We start from the raw sequence: 16,589 nt of genomic DNA, 5'->3' as shown, positions 1-16,589 counted from the left end.
CCACCGGCACGCCTCCGGGCGTTGGCATGGGCATGAAACCACCGCGTTATCTCAAGGCTGGCGACGTTGTCGAACTCGGCATCGAAGGCCTCGGCTCGCAGAAGCAGAACGTGCGCGCCGACGTTTAATTTTCTTGAGCATGATCTCTAAAACCAGTCTCCATTTTTGGGGATCATGCTCAGATCACGGAATCAAACATGACGAAAATTACTGATCTGCGCGTCTTTGATCTGCGCTTCCCGACTTCGCAAAGTCTGGACGGTTCTGACGCGATGAATCCGGACCCGGACTACTCGGCAGCTTATGTCATCCTCGATACGGATAACGCAGCGCTGAAGGGCCATGGCCTCACCTTCACCATTGGTCGCGGCAATGATATCTGCTGTCAGGCCATTCTCGCCATGCGCCATCTCGTTGTCGGCTCCTCGATGGATGATTTCCTCGCGGCCCCCGGCAAGTTCTGGCGTTACCTGACCGGCGATAGCCAGTTGCGCTGGATCGGCCCGGACAAGGGCGCGATGCATCTCGCCACCGGTGCAGTCGTCAACGCCTTCTGGGACCTCGCTGCAAAGCAGGCGGGCAAGCCGGTATGGCGGCTCGTGGCCGATATGTCGCCGGAAGAAATTGCCGATATCGTCGATTATCGCTATCTCACCGATGCGCTGACGCGCGAGGAAGCTGTCGAAATTCTGCGTAAGGCGGAAAGCGGCAAGGCTGAGCGTATAGCTTCGCTCGAAGCCACCGGCTATCCTTGCTACACAACCTCGGCGGGCTGGCTCGGCTATGACGACGACAAGCTGCGTCGTCTTTGTCAGGAAGCGATTGATGAAGGCTTCAACCACATCAAGATGAAGGTCGGACGCGATCTTGAAGACGATATTCGTCGTCTCACCATTGCGCGCGAAGTGATTGGCCCGGATCGTTATCTGATGATCGATGCCAATCAGGTCTGGGAAGTCGATCAGGCAATCGAATGGGTTAACAAGCTTGCTTTCTCCAAGCCCTTCTTCATCGAAGAACCAACCAGCCCGGATGATGTTGCAGGTCATCGCAAAATCCGCGAAGCCATTGGCGATGTGAAAGTTGCGACCGGCGAAATGTGTCAGAACCGCATCATGTTCAAGCAGTTCATTGCGGAAGGCGCCATCGACATTGTTCAGATCGATTCATGCCGCATGGGTGGCCTGAATGAAGTTCTGGCCGTGCTGCTGATTGCTACGAAATATAACAAGCCGGTGTGGCCACATGCAGGCGGCGTTGGCCTGTGTGAATATGTGCAGCACCTTTCGATGATTGATTATGTTGCCGTTTCCGGCACCATGGATGGTCGCGTGATCGAATATGTTGATCATCTGCATGAGCATTTCATCGAGCCGTGCATCATCAGGGATGCCGCCTATATGCCGCCATCGCTGCCGGGTTTCTCGATTGAAATGAAGCCGCAGTCGATTGCGGAATATACGTTCAAAGGCTGACTTTAATCTCTGCTGATCAAGGCCGCGCTATGAATTTTTTTCGCAGTGCGGCCTTTTGTTTTTTAATTTTTCTTACGCTGAACAAGGCCGAAGTAAAGCATATTTTTAATTTCTATTTTTATTATTGATCGCTTACGAATAGTCTGTTCCTCAGAAAACTGCGCAATGTGATTTGGAAAAGGGGTCATGATGAAAAAGGCAATTTGGGCGCTTGGTGTTTCTGTTCTTCTGGCAACAACCACTTCTGGCTCGGCACAGGTCAGCGCGGAAGTTGGTGTGCTTTCCTGCGATGTGTCGGCTGGTATTGGCCTGATCATCGAGCAGAAGCAGAAGGTCAGCTGCACGCTTTCCAATGGCAATGGCCTCTCGCAGCAGTATAACGGATCGATTGATCAATATGGTCTGGAACTGGGCGAAACCACGGGCGGCCAGATGACCTGGACTGTTCTGGCGGCAACGACAACTGTTGAGCCGGGCGCACTTGCTGGCACCTATGCCGGTGCAGAAGCCGATGCAAGCCTTGGCCTTGGCGCAGGCGTTCAGGTGCTTGTTGGCGGAACCGGTCAGGCTTTCACGTTGCAGCCGCTTGCCGTTGATACTGAAAAGGGCACAGCTCTTTCCGCTGGCGTTGAAACGCTGACGCTGGAATTCGTTCAGCCGTAAGTTTGAAATTCTGTAAAATTGAAAAGCGCGCTGATCTCGGGCGCGCTTTTTGCATTCAAAGGAAACGGATCATCAGCGCGCCGGTCAGCAGCAACACAGCGCCGACGATTCGCCCAGCTGTGATTTCACGTACCGCGACACCCATAAAGCCTATACGGTCTGCGACCAGCCCGGCCATGAGTTGACCTGCAACGGCGAGACCCATGACAGCCGCGGCTCCGATGCGTGGGGTCAGCAAAACTGCAGTTGTCACATAGATACAGCCGAGTGCGCCACCAGCCACAAACAACCAGCCCGCCGGCACGTTGAAACTGGGCATGGCACCTGTTGCACGTGCAGCTATCGCGGCGATCATTCCAAGAATAACCGCGCCTGATAGAAAAGAGATCGCAGCAGCTGTGATCGGGGAGCCGAGTCCGCGTGCCAGGGCGGCGTTAATAGGGGCCTGAATAGCGATGCAGGCACCTGAAAGAATGCCGAACAAGGTCCAGATCATTGAAAATCCTCGTCATTTAATAATGAAAACTACGCGAAAATAGCCGGTATAGGGGCGAGATCAATCGCCGCTACAGCTCGTTTAGAGAGTCTCACTCAAAAGTGAAATGTGAATGCTTCTATTTCTGCTCGCCTGCTGAGATCATGTTTTTGCCGCGACGCTTGGCATCATAGAGCAATGCGTCCGCAGCATAAAGAGCGGCAGTAACATCGGCGGGTGCAGCAATAAAACTCACAATCCCCATCGAAAAGCTGACCTCAAAGCCTGCCCGTGAAACCACGTCATCGAGCAAAGCCTTGATATTCTGTGTTTCTTCCAGGTCATTGTTCCTGGTTCCACCCAGGCGCAAAACAATAAACTCATCGCCGCCGGGACGGGCGCATACTTCGTCGGGCCGATTGCGACCTGCGAGCGTCTCTCCGATCAAACGTAACAGCGCGTCTCCCGCCGCATGGCCACGTTTATCATTGACCTGTTTGAAGAGATCAACGTCAAAATAGAGGAGTGAGAAGGGCAGGCCATGATTGCGCAGCGCAATAATCGCCTTTTCAATTTCAAGCTCAATCCCTGTTCTGTTTGCAATGCCGGTTAACCCGTCAACCAACGCCAGCTTGCGCGCTTCGTGAATCACACGGCGCATATTGAGGATTTCAACAGCTGTGCTTGCGAGACTTGCAAGCTTCTGTTGCTCTTCAGCGGTGCTTTGTCTGGCTTTCGTGTCAAGCGCACAGAGCGCGCCGAGCGCTGAACCATCGGATGCAATCAAAGGAGCACCCAGATAAAAGCGGATGCCCGGATCACCTTTCACAAAGGGATTTGCTGCAAAGCGATTATCGTTCGTGGCGTCTTCGATCAGAAATGGTGTGGTGCCTTCGATCACATGTGAACAGAAAGTGTTCTCATTTGGCAAGGTGCTAAAGAAGCAACCTGCCATGCCGATATAATGTGTAGTAGCTTCATCGACAAGCGATACCGCTGCCATTGGCACGCCAAGCGTAGACAGAACGAGATTACAGAGCGCATCGAGCGTGCGATCCTGACCCGCCTCAATCGTGGTGTAGGAACTAAGAACAGCGAGGCGATGTTTGTCGTGTAAAAGCATGAGCATCATTAAGCAAATTGCTCTGCGTCTATCAACTATCAAATATCTAATAGCTTTAATACATCGTGCGGCAGGTATTAGACTTTAGCCCATTTAGGTGTTTCGTTGCTTTTGTCAGGCAACTTTCCCCGAGCTTTTTGTATTGTGTGGCTGTCCGCTGCAAAGATAAATGTGAACACCCTATCGCTGGCACCTTGAACAACTGCTTCATAGTGACAGGTTCAAGAAAGGATAACTGTCTGTGCAAACAGTTAGGGCAGGCCGTGGACGTAGAATGATTTTAGCACCATTGGGCGAAGCTGAAAAATTGGTATGGCTAATCCCGGCCTGGCGCTCAGAAGATTGCGCCATACTTCGAGCGTAACTTGTAAAACGTTGCATCACGGATATCGCACTTTCGGCACAGCCCAACGGTCGACGCCGCAGTCTGATACTCCTGCAATGATCCGATGGCCTGTTCTTCGCTGAAGTAGCATCATTTCATGTACCGTCTCCTTTTTCGAAGAACAGATTTACAGAATTTCAACGGCATTTCAGGGGGGAGCCAAATCAAAAACAATGGTGATATGATGGGCTTAAAGTGGTGCCCGGAGACGGATTTGAACCGCCGACACGCGGATTTTCAATCCGCTGCTCTACCAACTGAGCTATCCGGGCATCCCTACAGCGATTTCTCACTGGGTGGCGGTGTTGGTGTCCGCCGAAAGTGGGTGCGTTATAGCATTAAATTTCACGCTGTCCAGCACCCTAACGCACTTTTTATAAGATTTCTTATAAACTCGCTAAAGCACCGATTTCACTGTGGAAATCTGAGGCAATCGAGCTTAGTTGTCGTTCTCTTCCTCTTCTTCGATGGTTTTTCCAGGAATGACATAGCTTCCCGAAAGCCAGCGATTGAGGTCGATGCTTTTGCAGCGTGGTGAACAGAACGGATAACTGTCACGAACTGAAGGCTTGCCGCATTCAGGGCAGGGACGTGTCGGACGCAAAGGCGTTACCCGTGCGTCCGGCGCAGTCGGTATATCTTTCTTGTCGCTCATTGAATTTTCAGACCTTGCCGCTTTGCCAGTTGGCATAGACCGGATAATCTCCGTCTACCAGCAGGTTTACAGTTTCCTGCAAAGGCAGGCCGACAACATTGGTATAAGAGCCGACCAGTTTGACGACGAAGCTACCAGCAAGGCCTTGAATCGCATAGCCACCGGCTTTGCCGCGCCATTCGCCGGAGGCTAGATAGGCATCGATCTGTTTGCGTGTCAGGCGCTCGAAACGCAGACGCGTTTCAACAAGCGTCTGGCGCAGATTATCATTGGGCAAGATTAGGCAAACGCCGGTGAAAACCTTATGCGTGCGGCCCGACAGAAGACGCAGGCACTCCCGCGCTTCGTCAGTTATCTCTGCCTTGGGCAGGACACGTCGTCCAACCGCGACAACCGTATCAGCAGCCAGAATAAAAGCATTGGCGAAGTTTTCGTCGCCTTTGAGTTGTTCCTGTGCCGCTTTTGCCTTCTCACGCGCAAGACGACGCGCCAGCGAACGCGGATGTTCCGCACGCTCAGGCGACTCATCAATATCCGCCGGCTGAATATGATCCGGCTCGATGCCAACTTGCCCCAGAAGCTCGATCCTGCGGGGAGAGCCGGAGGCAAGAACCAGCTTATGTTGCGCGTTCATAGACACCAGTTTTCCTGAGAAGCAAGTTGAGGCTTACTTGAAGCGGTAGGTAATACGGCCCTTGGTCAAGTCGTAAGGGGTCATTTCAACCAGAACCTTGTCGCCAGCGAGAACACGGATGCGATTCTTGCGCATACGGCCAGCAGTGTGGGCAATAATTTCGTGGTCGTTTTCAAGCTTTACGCGGAACATTGCATTTGGCAGCAGTTCCGTAACAACACCTGGAAATTCTAGGACTTCTTCTTTCGGCATACGATACCTGTTTCTTTCTTCGAAAAATTGACCCGAAACCGGGCCATAGCTTTAAATTTGGCCGGAACCTATATGATTAGACGGCATTTGTGAACAACGGAATTGGGCGATGTTATTTCGGCGCCAATCTGGCCACGATTTGGCGCTTTAACCTGTCCCGCACATCGCGATAAGCATTCATGATCTGCTCGCGGCTTCCGGTAACAAGCGTCGGGTCAGGTGTCGGCCAATATTCCACATCGACCGAAAAGCCACGCATACGTTCCAGCACAGTATGATGGGCAAGCGGGGTGAGTGTAATGATCAGATCAAAATAACCATCTGCCAGTTCTTCCAGTCCACGCGGTTGTCTATTGTCGAGCGACAGCCCTTCTTCATTCAGCACCGCATCGACGAAAGGGTCACGCTCGCCGCGTTGCACGCCCGCAGAGGCTATATACATATTGGGTGGTAACAGTTTTCGTGCAAGAAGTTCGGCAATTGGTGAACGAATGGAGTTCTTGCCACAAACAAATAGCACTGAAGTCGGCCGTTTGGCCGCTTCGATTTCACCTGCTGGGATCGTTGCATCTTTTGCGCTCATCGAGGATCAGCCCCGCCAGTGCAGCACGCAGACAAGCGTGAAAAGCCGCCGAGCAGTCATAAAGTCGACTTCAATCTTACCGTTCAGTCGCGTTTGCAGAACTTGTGAACCTTCATTGTGCAAGCCGCGCCGTCCCATATCGATGGCTTCAATCTTGCTGGGTGTCGCTGAGCGGATGGCTTCATAATAGCTTTCGCAAACCATGAAATAATCACGCACCACACGTCGAAGAGGTGTCAGTGACAAAATGTGAGTCGCGACGATATCGCCACTTTCCCGCATGATGGAAAAAATCAGCCGAGATTCCATCAAAGAGAGTTTGAGCTTGTAAGGACCACCCGTATCATCTCCGACCGGGTGAAAAGTGTTTTCCTCAATCAGATCGAAAATTGCGACAGCGCGTTCATGCTCGACATCAGGCGTTGAGCGGCCGATGGTTTCATCGAGCTCGACGTCGATAAGACGGGCATTAGGAGCGCCGGCAGTCATGATCCCTCATAGATTGAGCCGAATAGCAACGGATTGTGCATGGGCATCTAGGCCTTCTGCGCGGGCAATTTCAATGGCTGCCGGTCCCAGAGCACGTAACTGATCAGGTCCAAGCTTCAGAAGTGATGTGCGCTTCATGTAATCCAGCACCGACAGGCCGGACGAGAATCGCGCCGAACGTGCGGTTGGCAGAACGTGGTTACAGCCGCCCACATAGTCGCCAATCACTTCCGGCGTATAGGCGCCGATAAATACCGAACCGGCATTGCGGATTTTTGGCAAAAGCGCTTCCGGATCAGCGGTGGCGATTTCCAGATGCTCGGCGGCAATGCGGTTTGCCAGCGGAATGGCCGATTCAAAATCATTGACCAGAATGACAGCGCCAAAATCGCGCCAGCTTGCAGCTGCCGTTTCTGCGCGCGGCAAGGTCTTGAGCTGACGCTCAACGGCTTCTTCGACAGCTTTTGCAAAAGCCTCATCATTGGTCATCAGGATAGATTGCGCAGCCGTATCATGTTCGGCCTGTGCAAGAATGTCTGCGGCCAGCCAGTCCGGGTTGTTGTCCTTGTCGGCGATCACCAGCACTTCCGAAGGTCCGGCAATCATATCAATGCCGACCGTGCCGAAAACAATGCGTTTGGCAGCCGCGACATAGGCATTGCCCGGGCCGACGATTTTTGCAACCGGCGCAATGGTTTCTGTACCGTAGGCCAGAGCTGCGACAGCCTGTGCACCGCCAACGCGATAGACTTCAGAAACACCCGCAAGCCGTGCGGCAACCAGAACGAGCGGATTGAGCTTGCCATCAGGCGAGGGCACAACCATGACGATGCGTTCACAACCGGCAACCTTCGCGGGAACGGCATTCATCAATACCGAGCTTGGATAGCTTGCCGTGCCGCCCGGCACATAAAGGCCAACCGCCTCGATCGCTGTCCAGCGCGAACCAAGCTCAACGCCAAGCGCATCCGTGTAGCGATCATCTATTGGCAATTGCCGCGCATGGTGCTTTTCAATGCGCTCGTGTGCAAGCTTCAGAGCTTCAATCGTCGAAGCAGGCGCCTCATCAAAAGCGGCATCGATTTCAGCGTCTGTCACGCGGATGCCGGTCTTGTTCAGATCAATCCGATCAAACCGCTGTGAATAGTCTATCAGTGCTGCATCGCCTTCTCGGCGTACATGATCAACGATTTCGCGCGCAGCACGATCCACATCTTCCGACACTTCGCGCTTGCCAGCAAGGAGAGCTGCAAATTTCTGTTCAAAATCGACATCGGCTTGTCTGAGCGTCGTGACCACGCTGGTATTCCTTTAATTTTCAGTCTGGGCAATGCCCATCAGCTATGCGAAGCAATTGTCGGCAGCAATCAGGCGTCGTGTCGCGGCAGAGTATTTGTTTCCCAAGCGGGACCAAGATCCGTCAGCTGCGCTTCAATGCATTCCACATCGAGACGGATAGCTGCATTTGCGGAAAAAGTCAGTTCGATTGTGCCAGCCGGCGCTTCGCCGGGAATAAAGCGAATGGCAAGCAGTGAAAGAACCTCCTCCGTCTTCTGGCGGTCGATACCGCTGCCTTTGACAGCGGTGACGCGGTTGAAGTGCAAGGTGGTACGGCGGCGTTGATATTGTGGCTTGCGAAAAAGCCTGGGCTTGGCTTCTTCCCACGCAAAACGGTTGACGCTCAGCACAAAACGCTTGTCCTGCGCCAGATATTGAAGGTCTGAAACTTTCAGAACCGCATCCTGAAGATGGGCGGACAGGACCTGCAAATCTTCTTCATCCAGCGCCACAAGCTTCAACATTTCCATATCCGGCATTGTTCCCTGCTATTTTCAGATGTCATGTGTGCAACTTTACATGCCAGCACAAAAAAATCGACAGGCTTTTCAGCCTGTTGATTAATAAGTCCAAAGTGAAAGAAAAGCCGAATTGCTTTTGGCAAATCCGGCTTTTGAATCCTTACCCGCTGATGCGCTCGACATTCGCGCCGCAGCGCGAGAGCTTTTCTTCAAGACGCTCAAAGCCGCGATCAAGGTGATAGACGCGGTTGACGATCGTTTCGCCTTCGGCAGCGAGGCCTGCAATAACAAGCGAAACAGATGCACGCAGATCTGTAGCCATAACCTGTGCACCCTTGAGGCGCTCAACGCCTTCAACAGTTGCAGTCTGACCAGAGAGCGAAATTTTGGCACCAAGGCGTGCCAGTTCCTGAACATGCATGAAACGATTTTCAAAGATCGTTTCCGTAATGTGCGAAGTACCCTTCGCTTTTGTCATCAAGCCCATGAACTGTGCCTGAAGATCGGTCGGGAAACCAGGGAATGGATCGGTGGTGACATCAACCGGGTGAATGCCGTGTCCATTGCGAACCACACGCAGACCGCTATTGGTTTCGGTGATTTCGGCACCGGCCTGACGCAGCGTGTCGAGTGCCGCGGTCAACTGGTTTGCCTGCGCACCTTCGAGCAGGACATCGCCACCTGTCATCGCGACAACCATGGCATAGGTACCGGTTTCGATACGGTCAGGAATAACGCGAACGCGCGCGCCCGATAGGCTTGTTACGCCCTGAACATGGATCGTTTCGGTGCCTGCGCCGGTGATTTTTGCACCCATTGCGTTCAGGCAGTCGGCCAGATTGACAACTTCCGGTTCACGAGCAGGATTTTCAATAATCGTTTCGCCCTTGGCCAGTACCGCAGCCATCAGCATGACATGGGTTGCACCGACCGAGACTTTCGGGAAGCGGTAACGGGTGCCAACAAGTCCGCCCTTTGGCGCACGGGCTTTTGCATAGCCGTTTTCAATGTCGATCTGTGCGCCGAGCGCCTCGAGGCATTCGAGCAGCAGGTCTACGGGACGTGTGCCAATGGCACAACCGCCAGGCAGCGAAACGGTTGCTTCGCCCATACGTGCAAGCAATGGTCCAATGACCCAGAAGCTCGCCCGCATCTTGGAAACCAGCTCATAGGGAGCAACAGTATCAACGATGTTGCGGGCTGTGAAATGGATGGTGCGCGAATAAGCACCATTCTGATGTTCGCGGCGACCGTTGACCGAATAGTCAACGCCGTGATTGGAAAGAATACGGACGAGCTGCTCAACATCGGCGAGGTGCGGCACATTTTCGAGTGTCAGCGTATCGTCGGTGAGAAGCGAAGCGATCATCAATGGCAGCGCGGCATTTTTCGCGCCAGAAATAGGAATAACGCCATTGAGCTTATTGCCGCCGACGATTTTGATGCGATCCATGCTGTTTCACCTTCTGGGCCGAAGCTGTTGCCCGGCAACCGAATTTTGCAAATCCTGCGGTCAGGTGACTCGCAGCGTTGCATTATGAAATTGACTGCTCCTGCGGCGAAATTACGTCGACCACGAATCATCGTCGTGCGGCGACGCCAGCAAGAATTGAATTGCGCTTTTATCGCAGCTGCTCGCTATCTTCAAGAAAGGCTGCACAACATACTCATGTGCTAAAAAGGTAAGATTTAAAGTTACACGTGCACATTGTGAACAGATTGACTAATCATTGCTCTGTTTTCCGGCAGTAATTCCGTCATTGCGCTCATCTGCATCACCGGCACGCCTTGAGCGCGATTGCACTTTACGTCGCATGAGATTCGCCCGCAACTGCTCGGCCCGGCGTTTTTCGCGCGAGTCCGGTTGGCTCTGTTTGCTGTTTTGTTTGTCTTTTTCGCTCATGAAATATGTTTACTACGGCAAAAAGCCCGCGAAAAGCCGCTTTGATGCGGGAGGTGATGTGATTTCCACATTATGTGTAAATAATTGTAATTGGTTGCTTGCGATTTGCGTAATGATGTGTCAGAAGTCCGCCGCGTTCAAGAGAATGCTGCGGTAGCTCAGTGGTAGAGCACTCCATTGGTAATGGAGAGGTCGAGAGTTCAATCCTCTCTCGCAGCACCAGTCTCTTCCCAAGATGGGAATAAAACGTTTATCTTCACCAATAAAAATCAGAATGAAGCCTGACAAACTGACGCGTTTATTCACGTTTGCTTAAAATGCATTCGGCTCTGCTACGCACGAACTCTTATCGCGCAGCGAAAAGCAGTATCTTTATTTCGAGATGTTTTGGGATGAGTGGTGACAATATCATAAATCATTGAAATTAAACAGAAAGCTTATTAACTCACTGTTACGATTTTCAATTCTTTTTCTTTGAAAAAATGGCGCGCCCAAACGGGTGAAGATGACAGCTACGTTTACGCTATAGCCCTATAAAATCACACCATAGAAATAATCTTAGGAATCAAATGCGATAGATTTCAGTCAGCACTCTCTTTGCCCCTGAAACACTACCTCCCGCGCTTTTCTTGACGAGTCCTCCTCCAATCTGCCCAGTCTATGGGCTCAGATTCAAGGACAGCGAGATCGCTAGGTTCCATCCGATCCATAAACAGGATTAGGTTTTGGCAGTCCCATCTTGCACTGGGGGCTAGTATACCATCAAATCCCAAGAAAAAGGCGGCATCTCCGATTTCTTGGCTGCGCTCATAGCTCAACTCCCCATAACGCTCGGGAGTGATGCCTAGCTCGGCCAGGGCTCCTAAGTCAGCGAGTTTAAGCGTTCGACGAGTTCTTACCGATATCCTATGCAGGACCGAGCGCAACTTCGAAGGGAATACGGGTTGCCGACTTAGATGGAAGTGAATTTCTTCTAGCGCGCCATCACGTTCGAGCGACGTATAAAGTACGTCGAACGTTCCTGGATCCCATCTCGCCTTGGACGCAAACCCTTCCAGCACATCACGCTCGGCGCGTACTATGCGCCATACATCGCCCTCGAACGAGACACCAGTATGGGCATCTAGAACATCAAGAAGCTCGATATCACGTGCGCGTCGTTCGGCCATCGACTACTCAGATATAAGAGCCAGCGTCGAGGCGCTCGATCACGGCGAGCACTTCCTCTGTTCGATCAGCATTTATTAAATCAATGGCTCTTTCACCGTTCAAAAGCGGGTGTCGGGAATGCAACCAGAGTCGTGTTTCATCGGCGGTATAAAAATCCGATAACCTATCAACCACGTAACGCAAATCGGCAATAATCGTCTGCGTTCTTAAGTTTGGCGATCCATTCCCACGCGTCCAGCGCGAAACAGTCGCGGTTGAGACATCGACAATATTTGCTATGTCCTTACCTTGAAGGCCACCCCGTGAGCGGAGATCATCGAGGATACGTGCAACTGCGGTACTCATTGTTACTTCTTCCTAGACGCAGCTGCAGATGAACCTTGATGCTGACGCCGGGGCGCGCGCGAACGCGGAGAGTCTTTGATTGTGCTATTGAGATCATCCAGCACAGAATGCATCTTCTCTAATCGTTCGCTGCTTTTCTCCAGCACTTTTCGTAGGCCGTCATCCTCTACCTTGAGCTTCGCCACATTTCGTGCGGAGCGCTCTGCTGGTGTAAGCAGTTTATCTAGATAGTGTTGAGCACGGCGCGCTTCTGGAACCCCCGATAATTCCTGCACACCCCGAGAACGTTGCCTCAGATAGTGTGCCTTTGGGTCTTTCAGCATATCATCCAGACCGTGAGGGCAGCAGGAGCGATCACTACAACTCAATGCCTTACGAGCGCCCGGCGCAGCCATGAGAGCATCCAACTGCTTTTCACTCAGCAATCTATCGATCGCCCCAATCAACACTCGCTTTTCGCGGCCGAAGCTCGCTCCTTTAGGCTTGGGAGGTTTGCTCCAATCGGACGCGTCAAATCGCTCCTTTTCGGCAACTCCATGACAAATACCACCTGCTGCTCCGAATGCCACAACAGCAAGTCCGGCCAGCCCGCCAACGCCGTCAGCGACAATCGGGCGCTCCAAGCGCAGAAAGTCCATCACTGCCGCTATGTATCGGCGAAGACCAGCGGCAGAGGCGTCTGCGCCAAAGCCCGATACCCGAAACCAAAGATTATCGAATGGGAGATCGTGAAGTCCGGCTACAAAAGCACGCCTCTGCACAGGATCGCGAAGAGAGGCCGTCTTTATCATCAACGGATAATTGATTCCGATATGTTTGCCGCCTTCCGCATCAAGCGCCTCACGCAATGCAACTGTTGCGGCTCTATCTATCGCAAACATGGAGTCCGGCGACCCTTCGAGCATATGCGTAGGGGCCTGCACCATGTGAAAACCATGCTCCACCGCAAAGCGCGCGATTTGCCCTATCACATCGCGATTGGCGTTTGGGCGCAGATCATCAGCCGTGAGTGCTGACAATGGATTCGCCCATGGAGCAGACTTGGCGGCTCCTGAAAACTTTCCAACCGATGACAGCTCAGCCACATTGGTATCGAGGATTAACTCGCCGCCGGCCTCAGCTATTGACGCCATTAGATCGCGCTGCCGCCCAACGGCAGCAGCGTCTACAACCACACGATCCACCATCATCTTACCTGAGCTAAGCAGGGTTTCGAGTTGGCGGTGTCCAGAGTTTCCAATGCGCAGAAAGTGGCCGACTGGCTCAGGCCTTCCGTGCAGGTAAACGACATTTTGGTCCATCCGCGCCTCCATCTGCTTCAATTACCATATCATTTCACAAAAGGCAATTTGTGAAATCAATATGAAATCCTGCCTCGTTTGGCCCTGCGCGGGGCAATCCACGCTAGCGGATCGCATCATGGGCGAAGCGATATCGCTGCACCACCGCAGATGAGCGGCCCGCCTACGCCAGACTCTTGACGGTCGCTCCAGCGGGCCGCTCATCTGCTCCCGTCGCGTCTTCGCAGTTGCGTGCAGGATATCGGCGCGTTCAGTGCAAGATCGAGAATTGGCCTTTTGGGCAAAAAGGGGCGGGGTTTCGGAGGGCAAGATTAAAGAAGACGGCACCATGTCGGGCCGCTTCCGGAAATTGTTGTTGTCTGCACACTGGTTAGGCGTCCGATTCCGGCACCATGGTTTTGAGGGGCAGCGTGCCGCGATTTCACGCAAAGCCTTGGCTTTGCGGGGTTTCGAGCGGCACCATAGGCGCAGATAGGCCGTTTTCCGACGGTTTTGGAAGGAGTCACGCTCATGAGCGCCTACGACGAAAACCGCTTCCGTCCGAAGCCCGGCCGCATCCGATCCGACACGCCGAAGGCCGGCAAAGGCCAAGAGCTTTTTCGCGCAGGTCAAGAGGATCGCCTGACAGCCTCACGCTATCCTGTATCGACCACCAGCTCGGCAGCGAGGACATGGGTATCGTGCAGGGCGGATCGGTTTCGTGGCAGTTGGAAACGCAAAGAGGGATCGGCCTACAGCGCGCGATGCCTCATTTGGGAGGCTGCAAGAACCGCCTGATCATCGTTGCAATCAGATTGCGGCTCTCATCAAAGTCAACATCGGTTGCGATCAGCGGGAGCATGGGAGCGGCGTAGAGAATGGACACAAGCACAGCGCTGGTCTGATCGGGGTCAAAACCCGTATCGACGTCGCCGCGCGCCTGCCCGGCTTTCAGGGTTTCCGACAGGAGTTGCCGAACGCTATCGGTGTTGTCGATCATGATCTTGCGGATGTTCTCGTTTCTCCCTGCCTCTGCAAGCAGTTCGAATGTGATCCGGCAGTGAGCCAAATCGTCCCATCCGTTCATGCTCCACAGTTCGGAGAGCAATACTTTCGCCGTCCCTTCATCCTCGGTATGGGCTTTGAAGTGAGCGTGCAGCATCGTCAGATAGTCATGGGCCATCTGTTCGACGATGGCGTCCTTGCTTGGGAAGTAGTGATAGAGATGGCCCGGGCTCATCCCCGCTTCTTTGCAGATCATGGAGATCGACGCGCCTTGTAAGCCGTGGCGCAAAAAGCAACGATGCGCCGCCGCCAAAATCTCCTGACGTTTGCCTTCGTGTTGCTCGGGAACGACCTTGCGCACCATCGGGGCCTCCATTTCATAGAATGATCGCTCTAATATAGCTTGACCTTGCTGCGATCATAACTAGAGTGATCACTCAATCTATGACGAATTTGCCGGCTCGTCCACTGTCCGGACAGGGCAAGGGCAATCGTCGATCCTGCGAGGCGACATGAACAAATCCCTTCCTATCATATCGACCAGTCTGGCTTGGCTTCTGGCGGCCTTCTTCCTGTTCGGCGCTTACGGCAATACCTTCATCTCCGAGGAAAACGCTACGGCCTATGCGGCTTGGGGCTACCCCGGCTGGTTCCATTACATTACCGCCATTCTCGAGCTGGCGGCCGGGCTGTTGCTCATCCGCGCTATCTCACGCCTCTATGGAGCCGGCCTTGGCGCGATGGTGATGGCCGCCGCCGCCCTCACGACACTGGTGAACGCCGATTACGACCATGCGGTCGCGCCCAGCATCGTCCTGCTGATTTCGCTTATCGTGCTGGGCCTGTCCTTGGTCGCGCGGCGCACAGCTAACTGAACTTCGCCCGTTTCGGAGTATCCCCCATGAATAGCTCACCAACTCCGGCCGGCCCGGCCGATCCCGCAAACGCGCCTGCGGCGCATCTGGACGGATGGTCCGATCTTCTGTCCGGCCGTCATCTCGCCATCGTTCTGGTCATGGCAAGCGGCGTCCTGCTCTATGCCATGAACCTCTATTTCACCGCCGCGCTCATGCCCTCAATCGTCGCGGATATTGGCGGGCAGCAATATTATGCGTGGGTGACGACTGCGTTCGTTATCTCGGCAATCGTGGCCTCGCTGTTCGTCAGCCGCATCCTTGACTGGAAGGGGCCGGCTCTTGCCTATGCTGCGGCGTTCGTCGTCTTCGCGCTCGGCGCAGCGGCCAATGCCGCCAGCCCGACGATGGAACTGCTGATCGTCGGTCGTGTCGTGCAAGGACTCGGCGGCGGTTTGCTGGCAGGGCTTGGCTATGCGGTGATCCGTGCCGCGCTCCCCGAACGCCATTGGGCGCGGGCGACCGGCATCGTGTCAGCCATGTGGGGATTGGGCACGTTGTTCGGGCCGGCGCTCGGCGGCGTGTTCGCAGAACTCGGCCTCTGGCGCTGGTCCTATGGTGCGCTAGCCGTGGTGTCGCTGCTGTTCGGAATTATCGCGCAGCGTGCATTTGGACGCATGGCCGGCTCTGGGCATCGCTCCCCCGTCCCCGTCGCGTCTCTCATTCCGCTTGTCCTCGCAACCGTCGCCATCAGCCTTAGTGCCATTGTGCCGATGGGCTGGCCGACATTGGTGGCGGTCGGGATCGGTCTAGTGCTGCTCTGGCTGTTCGTCGTCGTGGAGCGGCGGTCGAAGGAAACCATCCTTCCCCACATCACCTATCGGCGCGGCAACTCCCTGAAATGGGTCTATCTCACGGTCGCTGCCCTGAGCGCGGGCGTGATGGTGGAGAACTTCATCCCCCTGTTCGGCCAGCAACTGGCCGGCCTGTCCCCGCTGATCGCCGGTTTCCTCGGGGCGGTTCTGTCGCTGGCATGGGTCATCGCCCAGCTTTTCATCGTGTCGGTCAAGAGCGAGAGCGGGCGCCGCCGCGCTATCCGCCTCGGCCCGCTGCTGCTGACGGCGGGATTGATCGCCTACGGCCTGCTACAGGTCGCAGGTGCCGACATGGCGATGGTGTTGATTTGGGCAGCCGTCCTTGCGGTTGCCGGCGTCGGCATCGGACTGGCATGGCCGCTGTTGGGTGTCGCGGCGATGAGCAGCACCCATGACCCCGCCGAAGGGGGCAAGGCGGCAGCGGCTATCACCATTACGCAGCTTATCGCCTTCTCGATCACATCCGCACTCGCCGGAGCACTGATGATGGCAGGCGGGGATTCTGCGGTGGACTCCGCACGCTATGTTACGCTCGGCATCGCGCTCCTCACTCTGCTCGGCATTTTCGCCGCCGGTGTGGCGACGAGAAAGTAGTCGACCATCATGCGGCGGCGATCGGCACCG

General features: G+C 54.2%; 20 protein-coding genes and 2 tRNA genes. 6 read left to right on the top strand and 16 right to left on the bottom strand.

Annotation, left to right across the window (positions count from 1 at the left end; translation table 11 throughout):
* From H5024_RS11130 to H5024_RS11120, 3 genes are all read left to right on the top strand, one after another.
* On the top strand, positions 1-128 hold a 128-nt coding region (locus H5024_RS11130), incomplete at its 5' end, for a fumarylacetoacetate hydrolase family protein (protein ID WP_187546447.1).
* A 69-nt stretch (positions 129-197) separates the two neighbouring features.
* Positions 198-1,475: an L-fuconate dehydratase gene (locus H5024_RS11125; protein ID WP_187546439.1), complete on the top strand. Its 1,278-nt coding sequence runs from the start codon at positions 198-200 to the stop codon at positions 1,473-1,475.
* Positions 1,476-1,661: 186 nt separating this feature from the next.
* Positions 1,662-2,138 (top strand): DUF992 domain-containing protein, encoded by a 477-nt coding sequence (locus tag H5024_RS11120; RefSeq protein WP_187546436.1) that lies wholly within the window; start codon positions 1,662-1,664, stop codon positions 2,136-2,138.
* A gap of 55 nt (positions 2,139-2,193) precedes the next feature.
* Here the strand turns inward: H5024_RS11120 and H5024_RS11115 are convergent, their stop codons facing one another.
* The 12 genes from H5024_RS11115 to H5024_RS11060 all read right to left on the bottom strand — a co-directional run bounded on the left by H5024_RS11115 (position 2,194) and on the right by H5024_RS11060 (position 10,436).
* Positions 2,194-2,634 (bottom strand): DMT family transporter, encoded by a 441-nt coding sequence (locus H5024_RS11115; RefSeq protein WP_187546434.1) that lies wholly within the window; start codon positions 2,632-2,634, stop codon positions 2,194-2,196.
* Between the two features lie 118 nt (positions 2,635-2,752).
* On the bottom strand, positions 2,753-3,745 hold the full coding sequence (locus H5024_RS11110) for a sensor domain-containing diguanylate cyclase (RefSeq protein ID WP_187546431.1): 993 nt from the start codon (positions 3,743-3,745) through the stop codon (positions 2,753-2,755).
* 572 nt (positions 3,746-4,317) lie between these two features.
* Positions 4,318-4,393, bottom strand: a tRNA-Phe gene (locus H5024_RS11105).
* A 167-nt stretch (positions 4,394-4,560) separates the two neighbouring features.
* Positions 4,561-4,776, bottom strand: a complete 216-nt coding sequence (yacG, locus tag H5024_RS11100) for a DNA gyrase inhibitor YacG (protein ID WP_187546429.1) — start codon at positions 4,774-4,776, stop codon at positions 4,561-4,563.
* A gap of 7 nt (positions 4,777-4,783) precedes the next feature.
* Entirely contained in the window at positions 4,784-5,410 is a 627-nt protein-coding gene (locus H5024_RS11095) for a Maf-like protein (protein ID WP_187546426.1), read from the bottom strand.
* Positions 5,411-5,443: 33 nt separating this feature from the next.
* Positions 5,444-5,662 (bottom strand): translation initiation factor IF-1, encoded by a 219-nt coding sequence (gene infA / locus H5024_RS11090; protein ID WP_007873428.1) that lies wholly within the window; start codon positions 5,660-5,662, stop codon positions 5,444-5,446.
* Positions 5,663-5,774: 112 nt separating this feature from the next.
* Positions 5,775-6,245, bottom strand: coding sequence for a low molecular weight phosphatase family protein (locus tag H5024_RS11085; protein ID WP_187546424.1), 471 nt, complete (start codon positions 6,243-6,245; stop codon positions 5,775-5,777).
* Positions 6,246-6,251: 6 nt separating this feature from the next.
* Positions 6,252-6,734 carry a UPF0262 family protein gene (locus H5024_RS11080; RefSeq protein ID WP_187546422.1) on the bottom strand — a complete coding sequence of 161 codons (483 nt, stop codon included), beginning with the start codon at positions 6,732-6,734 and terminating at the stop codon, positions 6,252-6,254.
* Positions 6,735-6,740: 6 nt separating this feature from the next.
* Positions 6,741-8,033: a histidinol dehydrogenase gene (gene hisD / locus H5024_RS11075; RefSeq protein WP_187546420.1), complete on the bottom strand. Its 1,293-nt coding sequence runs from the start codon at positions 8,031-8,033 to the stop codon at positions 6,741-6,743.
* Positions 8,034-8,101: 68 nt separating this feature from the next.
* Positions 8,102-8,542, bottom strand: a complete 441-nt coding sequence (locus tag H5024_RS11070) for a DUF2948 family protein (RefSeq protein ID WP_187546787.1) — start codon at positions 8,540-8,542, stop codon at positions 8,102-8,104.
* A gap of 151 nt (positions 8,543-8,693) precedes the next feature.
* Entirely contained in the window at positions 8,694-9,986 is a 1,293-nt protein-coding gene (gene murA / locus H5024_RS11065) for a UDP-N-acetylglucosamine 1-carboxyvinyltransferase (RefSeq protein ID WP_187546418.1), read from the bottom strand.
* A gap of 270 nt (positions 9,987-10,256) precedes the next feature.
* Positions 10,257-10,436 carry a hypothetical protein gene (locus H5024_RS11060; protein WP_187546416.1) on the bottom strand — a complete coding sequence of 60 codons (180 nt, stop codon included), beginning with the start codon at positions 10,434-10,436 and terminating at the stop codon, positions 10,257-10,259.
* Positions 10,437-10,583: 147 nt separating this feature from the next.
* On the opposite strand from H5024_RS11060, the gene H5024_RS11055 reads away from it, so the two are divergent.
* Positions 10,584-10,658, top strand: a tRNA-Thr gene (locus H5024_RS11055).
* A gap of 389 nt (positions 10,659-11,047) precedes the next feature.
* On the opposite strand, the gene H5024_RS11050 is transcribed toward H5024_RS11055, so the two are convergent.
* From H5024_RS11050 to H5024_RS11035, 4 genes are all read right to left on the bottom strand, one after another.
* Entirely contained in the window at positions 11,048-11,605 is a 558-nt protein-coding gene (locus H5024_RS11050; protein WP_187546413.1) for an RES family NAD+ phosphorylase, read from the bottom strand.
* Positions 11,606-11,612: 7 nt separating this feature from the next.
* Complete coding sequence (locus tag H5024_RS11045; RefSeq protein WP_187546410.1) at positions 11,613-11,951, bottom strand: antitoxin Xre/MbcA/ParS toxin-binding domain-containing protein; 339 nt, start codon at positions 11,949-11,951, stop codon at positions 11,613-11,615.
* Positions 11,952-11,953: 2 nt separating this feature from the next.
* On the bottom strand, positions 11,954-13,252 hold the full coding sequence (locus H5024_RS11040; RefSeq protein ID WP_187546408.1) for a hypothetical protein: 1,299 nt from the start codon (positions 13,250-13,252) through the stop codon (positions 11,954-11,956).
* Positions 13,253-14,000: 748 nt separating this feature from the next.
* Positions 14,001-14,600, bottom strand: coding sequence for a TetR/AcrR family transcriptional regulator (locus H5024_RS11035; RefSeq protein ID WP_187546406.1), 600 nt, complete (start codon positions 14,598-14,600; stop codon positions 14,001-14,003).
* Between the two features lie 148 nt (positions 14,601-14,748).
* Between H5024_RS11035 and H5024_RS11030 the strand changes: the two genes are divergently transcribed.
* Together H5024_RS11030 and H5024_RS11025 are read left to right on the top strand one after the other, a co-directional pair.
* Entirely contained in the window at positions 14,749-15,111 is a 363-nt protein-coding gene (locus tag H5024_RS11030; protein WP_187546403.1) for a DoxX family protein, read from the top strand.
* 26 nt (positions 15,112-15,137) lie between these two features.
* Complete coding sequence (locus H5024_RS11025; RefSeq protein ID WP_187546401.1) at positions 15,138-16,559, top strand: MFS transporter; 1,422 nt, start codon at positions 15,138-15,140, stop codon at positions 16,557-16,559.
* Positions 16,560-16,589: the final 30 nt, after the last annotated feature.

It is taken from the genome of Ochrobactrum sp. Marseille-Q0166, assembly GCF_014397025.1.
Taxonomy (GTDB): Bacteria; Pseudomonadota; Alphaproteobacteria; order Rhizobiales; family Rhizobiaceae; genus Brucella.
This window is presented reverse-complemented; position numbering and strand designations above follow the sequence as displayed.

Coding starts and splice junctions, on each gene's coding strand:
- H5024_RS11125 (WP_187546439.1), top strand. CDS start 198: ATGACGAAAATTACTGATCTGCGCGTCTTTGATCTGCGCTTCCCGACT.
- H5024_RS11120 (WP_187546436.1), top strand. CDS start 1,662: ATGATGAAAAAGGCAATTTGGGCGCTTGGTGTTTCTGTTCTTCTGGCA.
- H5024_RS11115 (WP_187546434.1), bottom strand. CDS start 2,634: ATGATCTGGACCTTGTTCGGCATTCTTTCAGGTGCCTGCATCGCTATT.
- H5024_RS11110 (WP_187546431.1), bottom strand. CDS start 3,745: ATGATGCTCATGCTTTTACACGACAAACATCGCCTCGCTGTTCTTAGT.
- yacG (WP_187546429.1), bottom strand. CDS start 4,776: ATGAGCGACAAGAAAGATATACCGACTGCGCCGGACGCACGGGTAACG.
- H5024_RS11095 (WP_187546426.1), bottom strand. CDS start 5,410: ATGAACGCGCAACATAAGCTGGTTCTTGCCTCCGGCTCTCCCCGCAGG.
- infA (WP_007873428.1), bottom strand. CDS start 5,662: ATGCCGAAAGAAGAAGTCCTAGAATTTCCAGGTGTTGTTACGGAACTG.
- H5024_RS11085 (WP_187546424.1), bottom strand. CDS start 6,245: ATGAGCGCAAAAGATGCAACGATCCCAGCAGGTGAAATCGAAGCGGCC.
- H5024_RS11080 (WP_187546422.1), bottom strand. CDS start 6,734: ATGACTGCCGGCGCTCCTAATGCCCGTCTTATCGACGTCGAGCTCGAT.
- H5024_RS11070 (WP_187546787.1), bottom strand. CDS start 8,542: ATGGAAATGTTGAAGCTTGTGGCGCTGGATGAAGAAGATTTGCAGGTC.
- murA (WP_187546418.1), bottom strand. CDS start 9,986: ATGGATCGCATCAAAATCGTCGGCGGCAATAAGCTCAATGGCGTTATT.
- H5024_RS11060 (WP_187546416.1), bottom strand. CDS start 10,436: ATGAGCGAAAAAGACAAACAAAACAGCAAACAGAGCCAACCGGACTCG.
- H5024_RS11050 (WP_187546413.1), bottom strand. CDS start 11,605: ATGGCCGAACGACGCGCACGTGATATCGAGCTTCTTGATGTTCTAGAT.
- H5024_RS11045 (WP_187546410.1), bottom strand. CDS start 11,951: ATGAGTACCGCAGTTGCACGTATCCTCGATGATCTCCGCTCACGGGGT.
- H5024_RS11040 (WP_187546408.1), bottom strand. CDS start 13,252: ATGGACCAAAATGTCGTTTACCTGCACGGAAGGCCTGAGCCAGTCGGC.
- H5024_RS11035 (WP_187546406.1), bottom strand. CDS start 14,600: ATGGTGCGCAAGGTCGTTCCCGAGCAACACGAAGGCAAACGTCAGGAG.
- H5024_RS11030 (WP_187546403.1), top strand. CDS start 14,749: ATGAACAAATCCCTTCCTATCATATCGACCAGTCTGGCTTGGCTTCTG.
- H5024_RS11025 (WP_187546401.1), top strand. CDS start 15,138: ATGAATAGCTCACCAACTCCGGCCGGCCCGGCCGATCCCGCAAACGCG.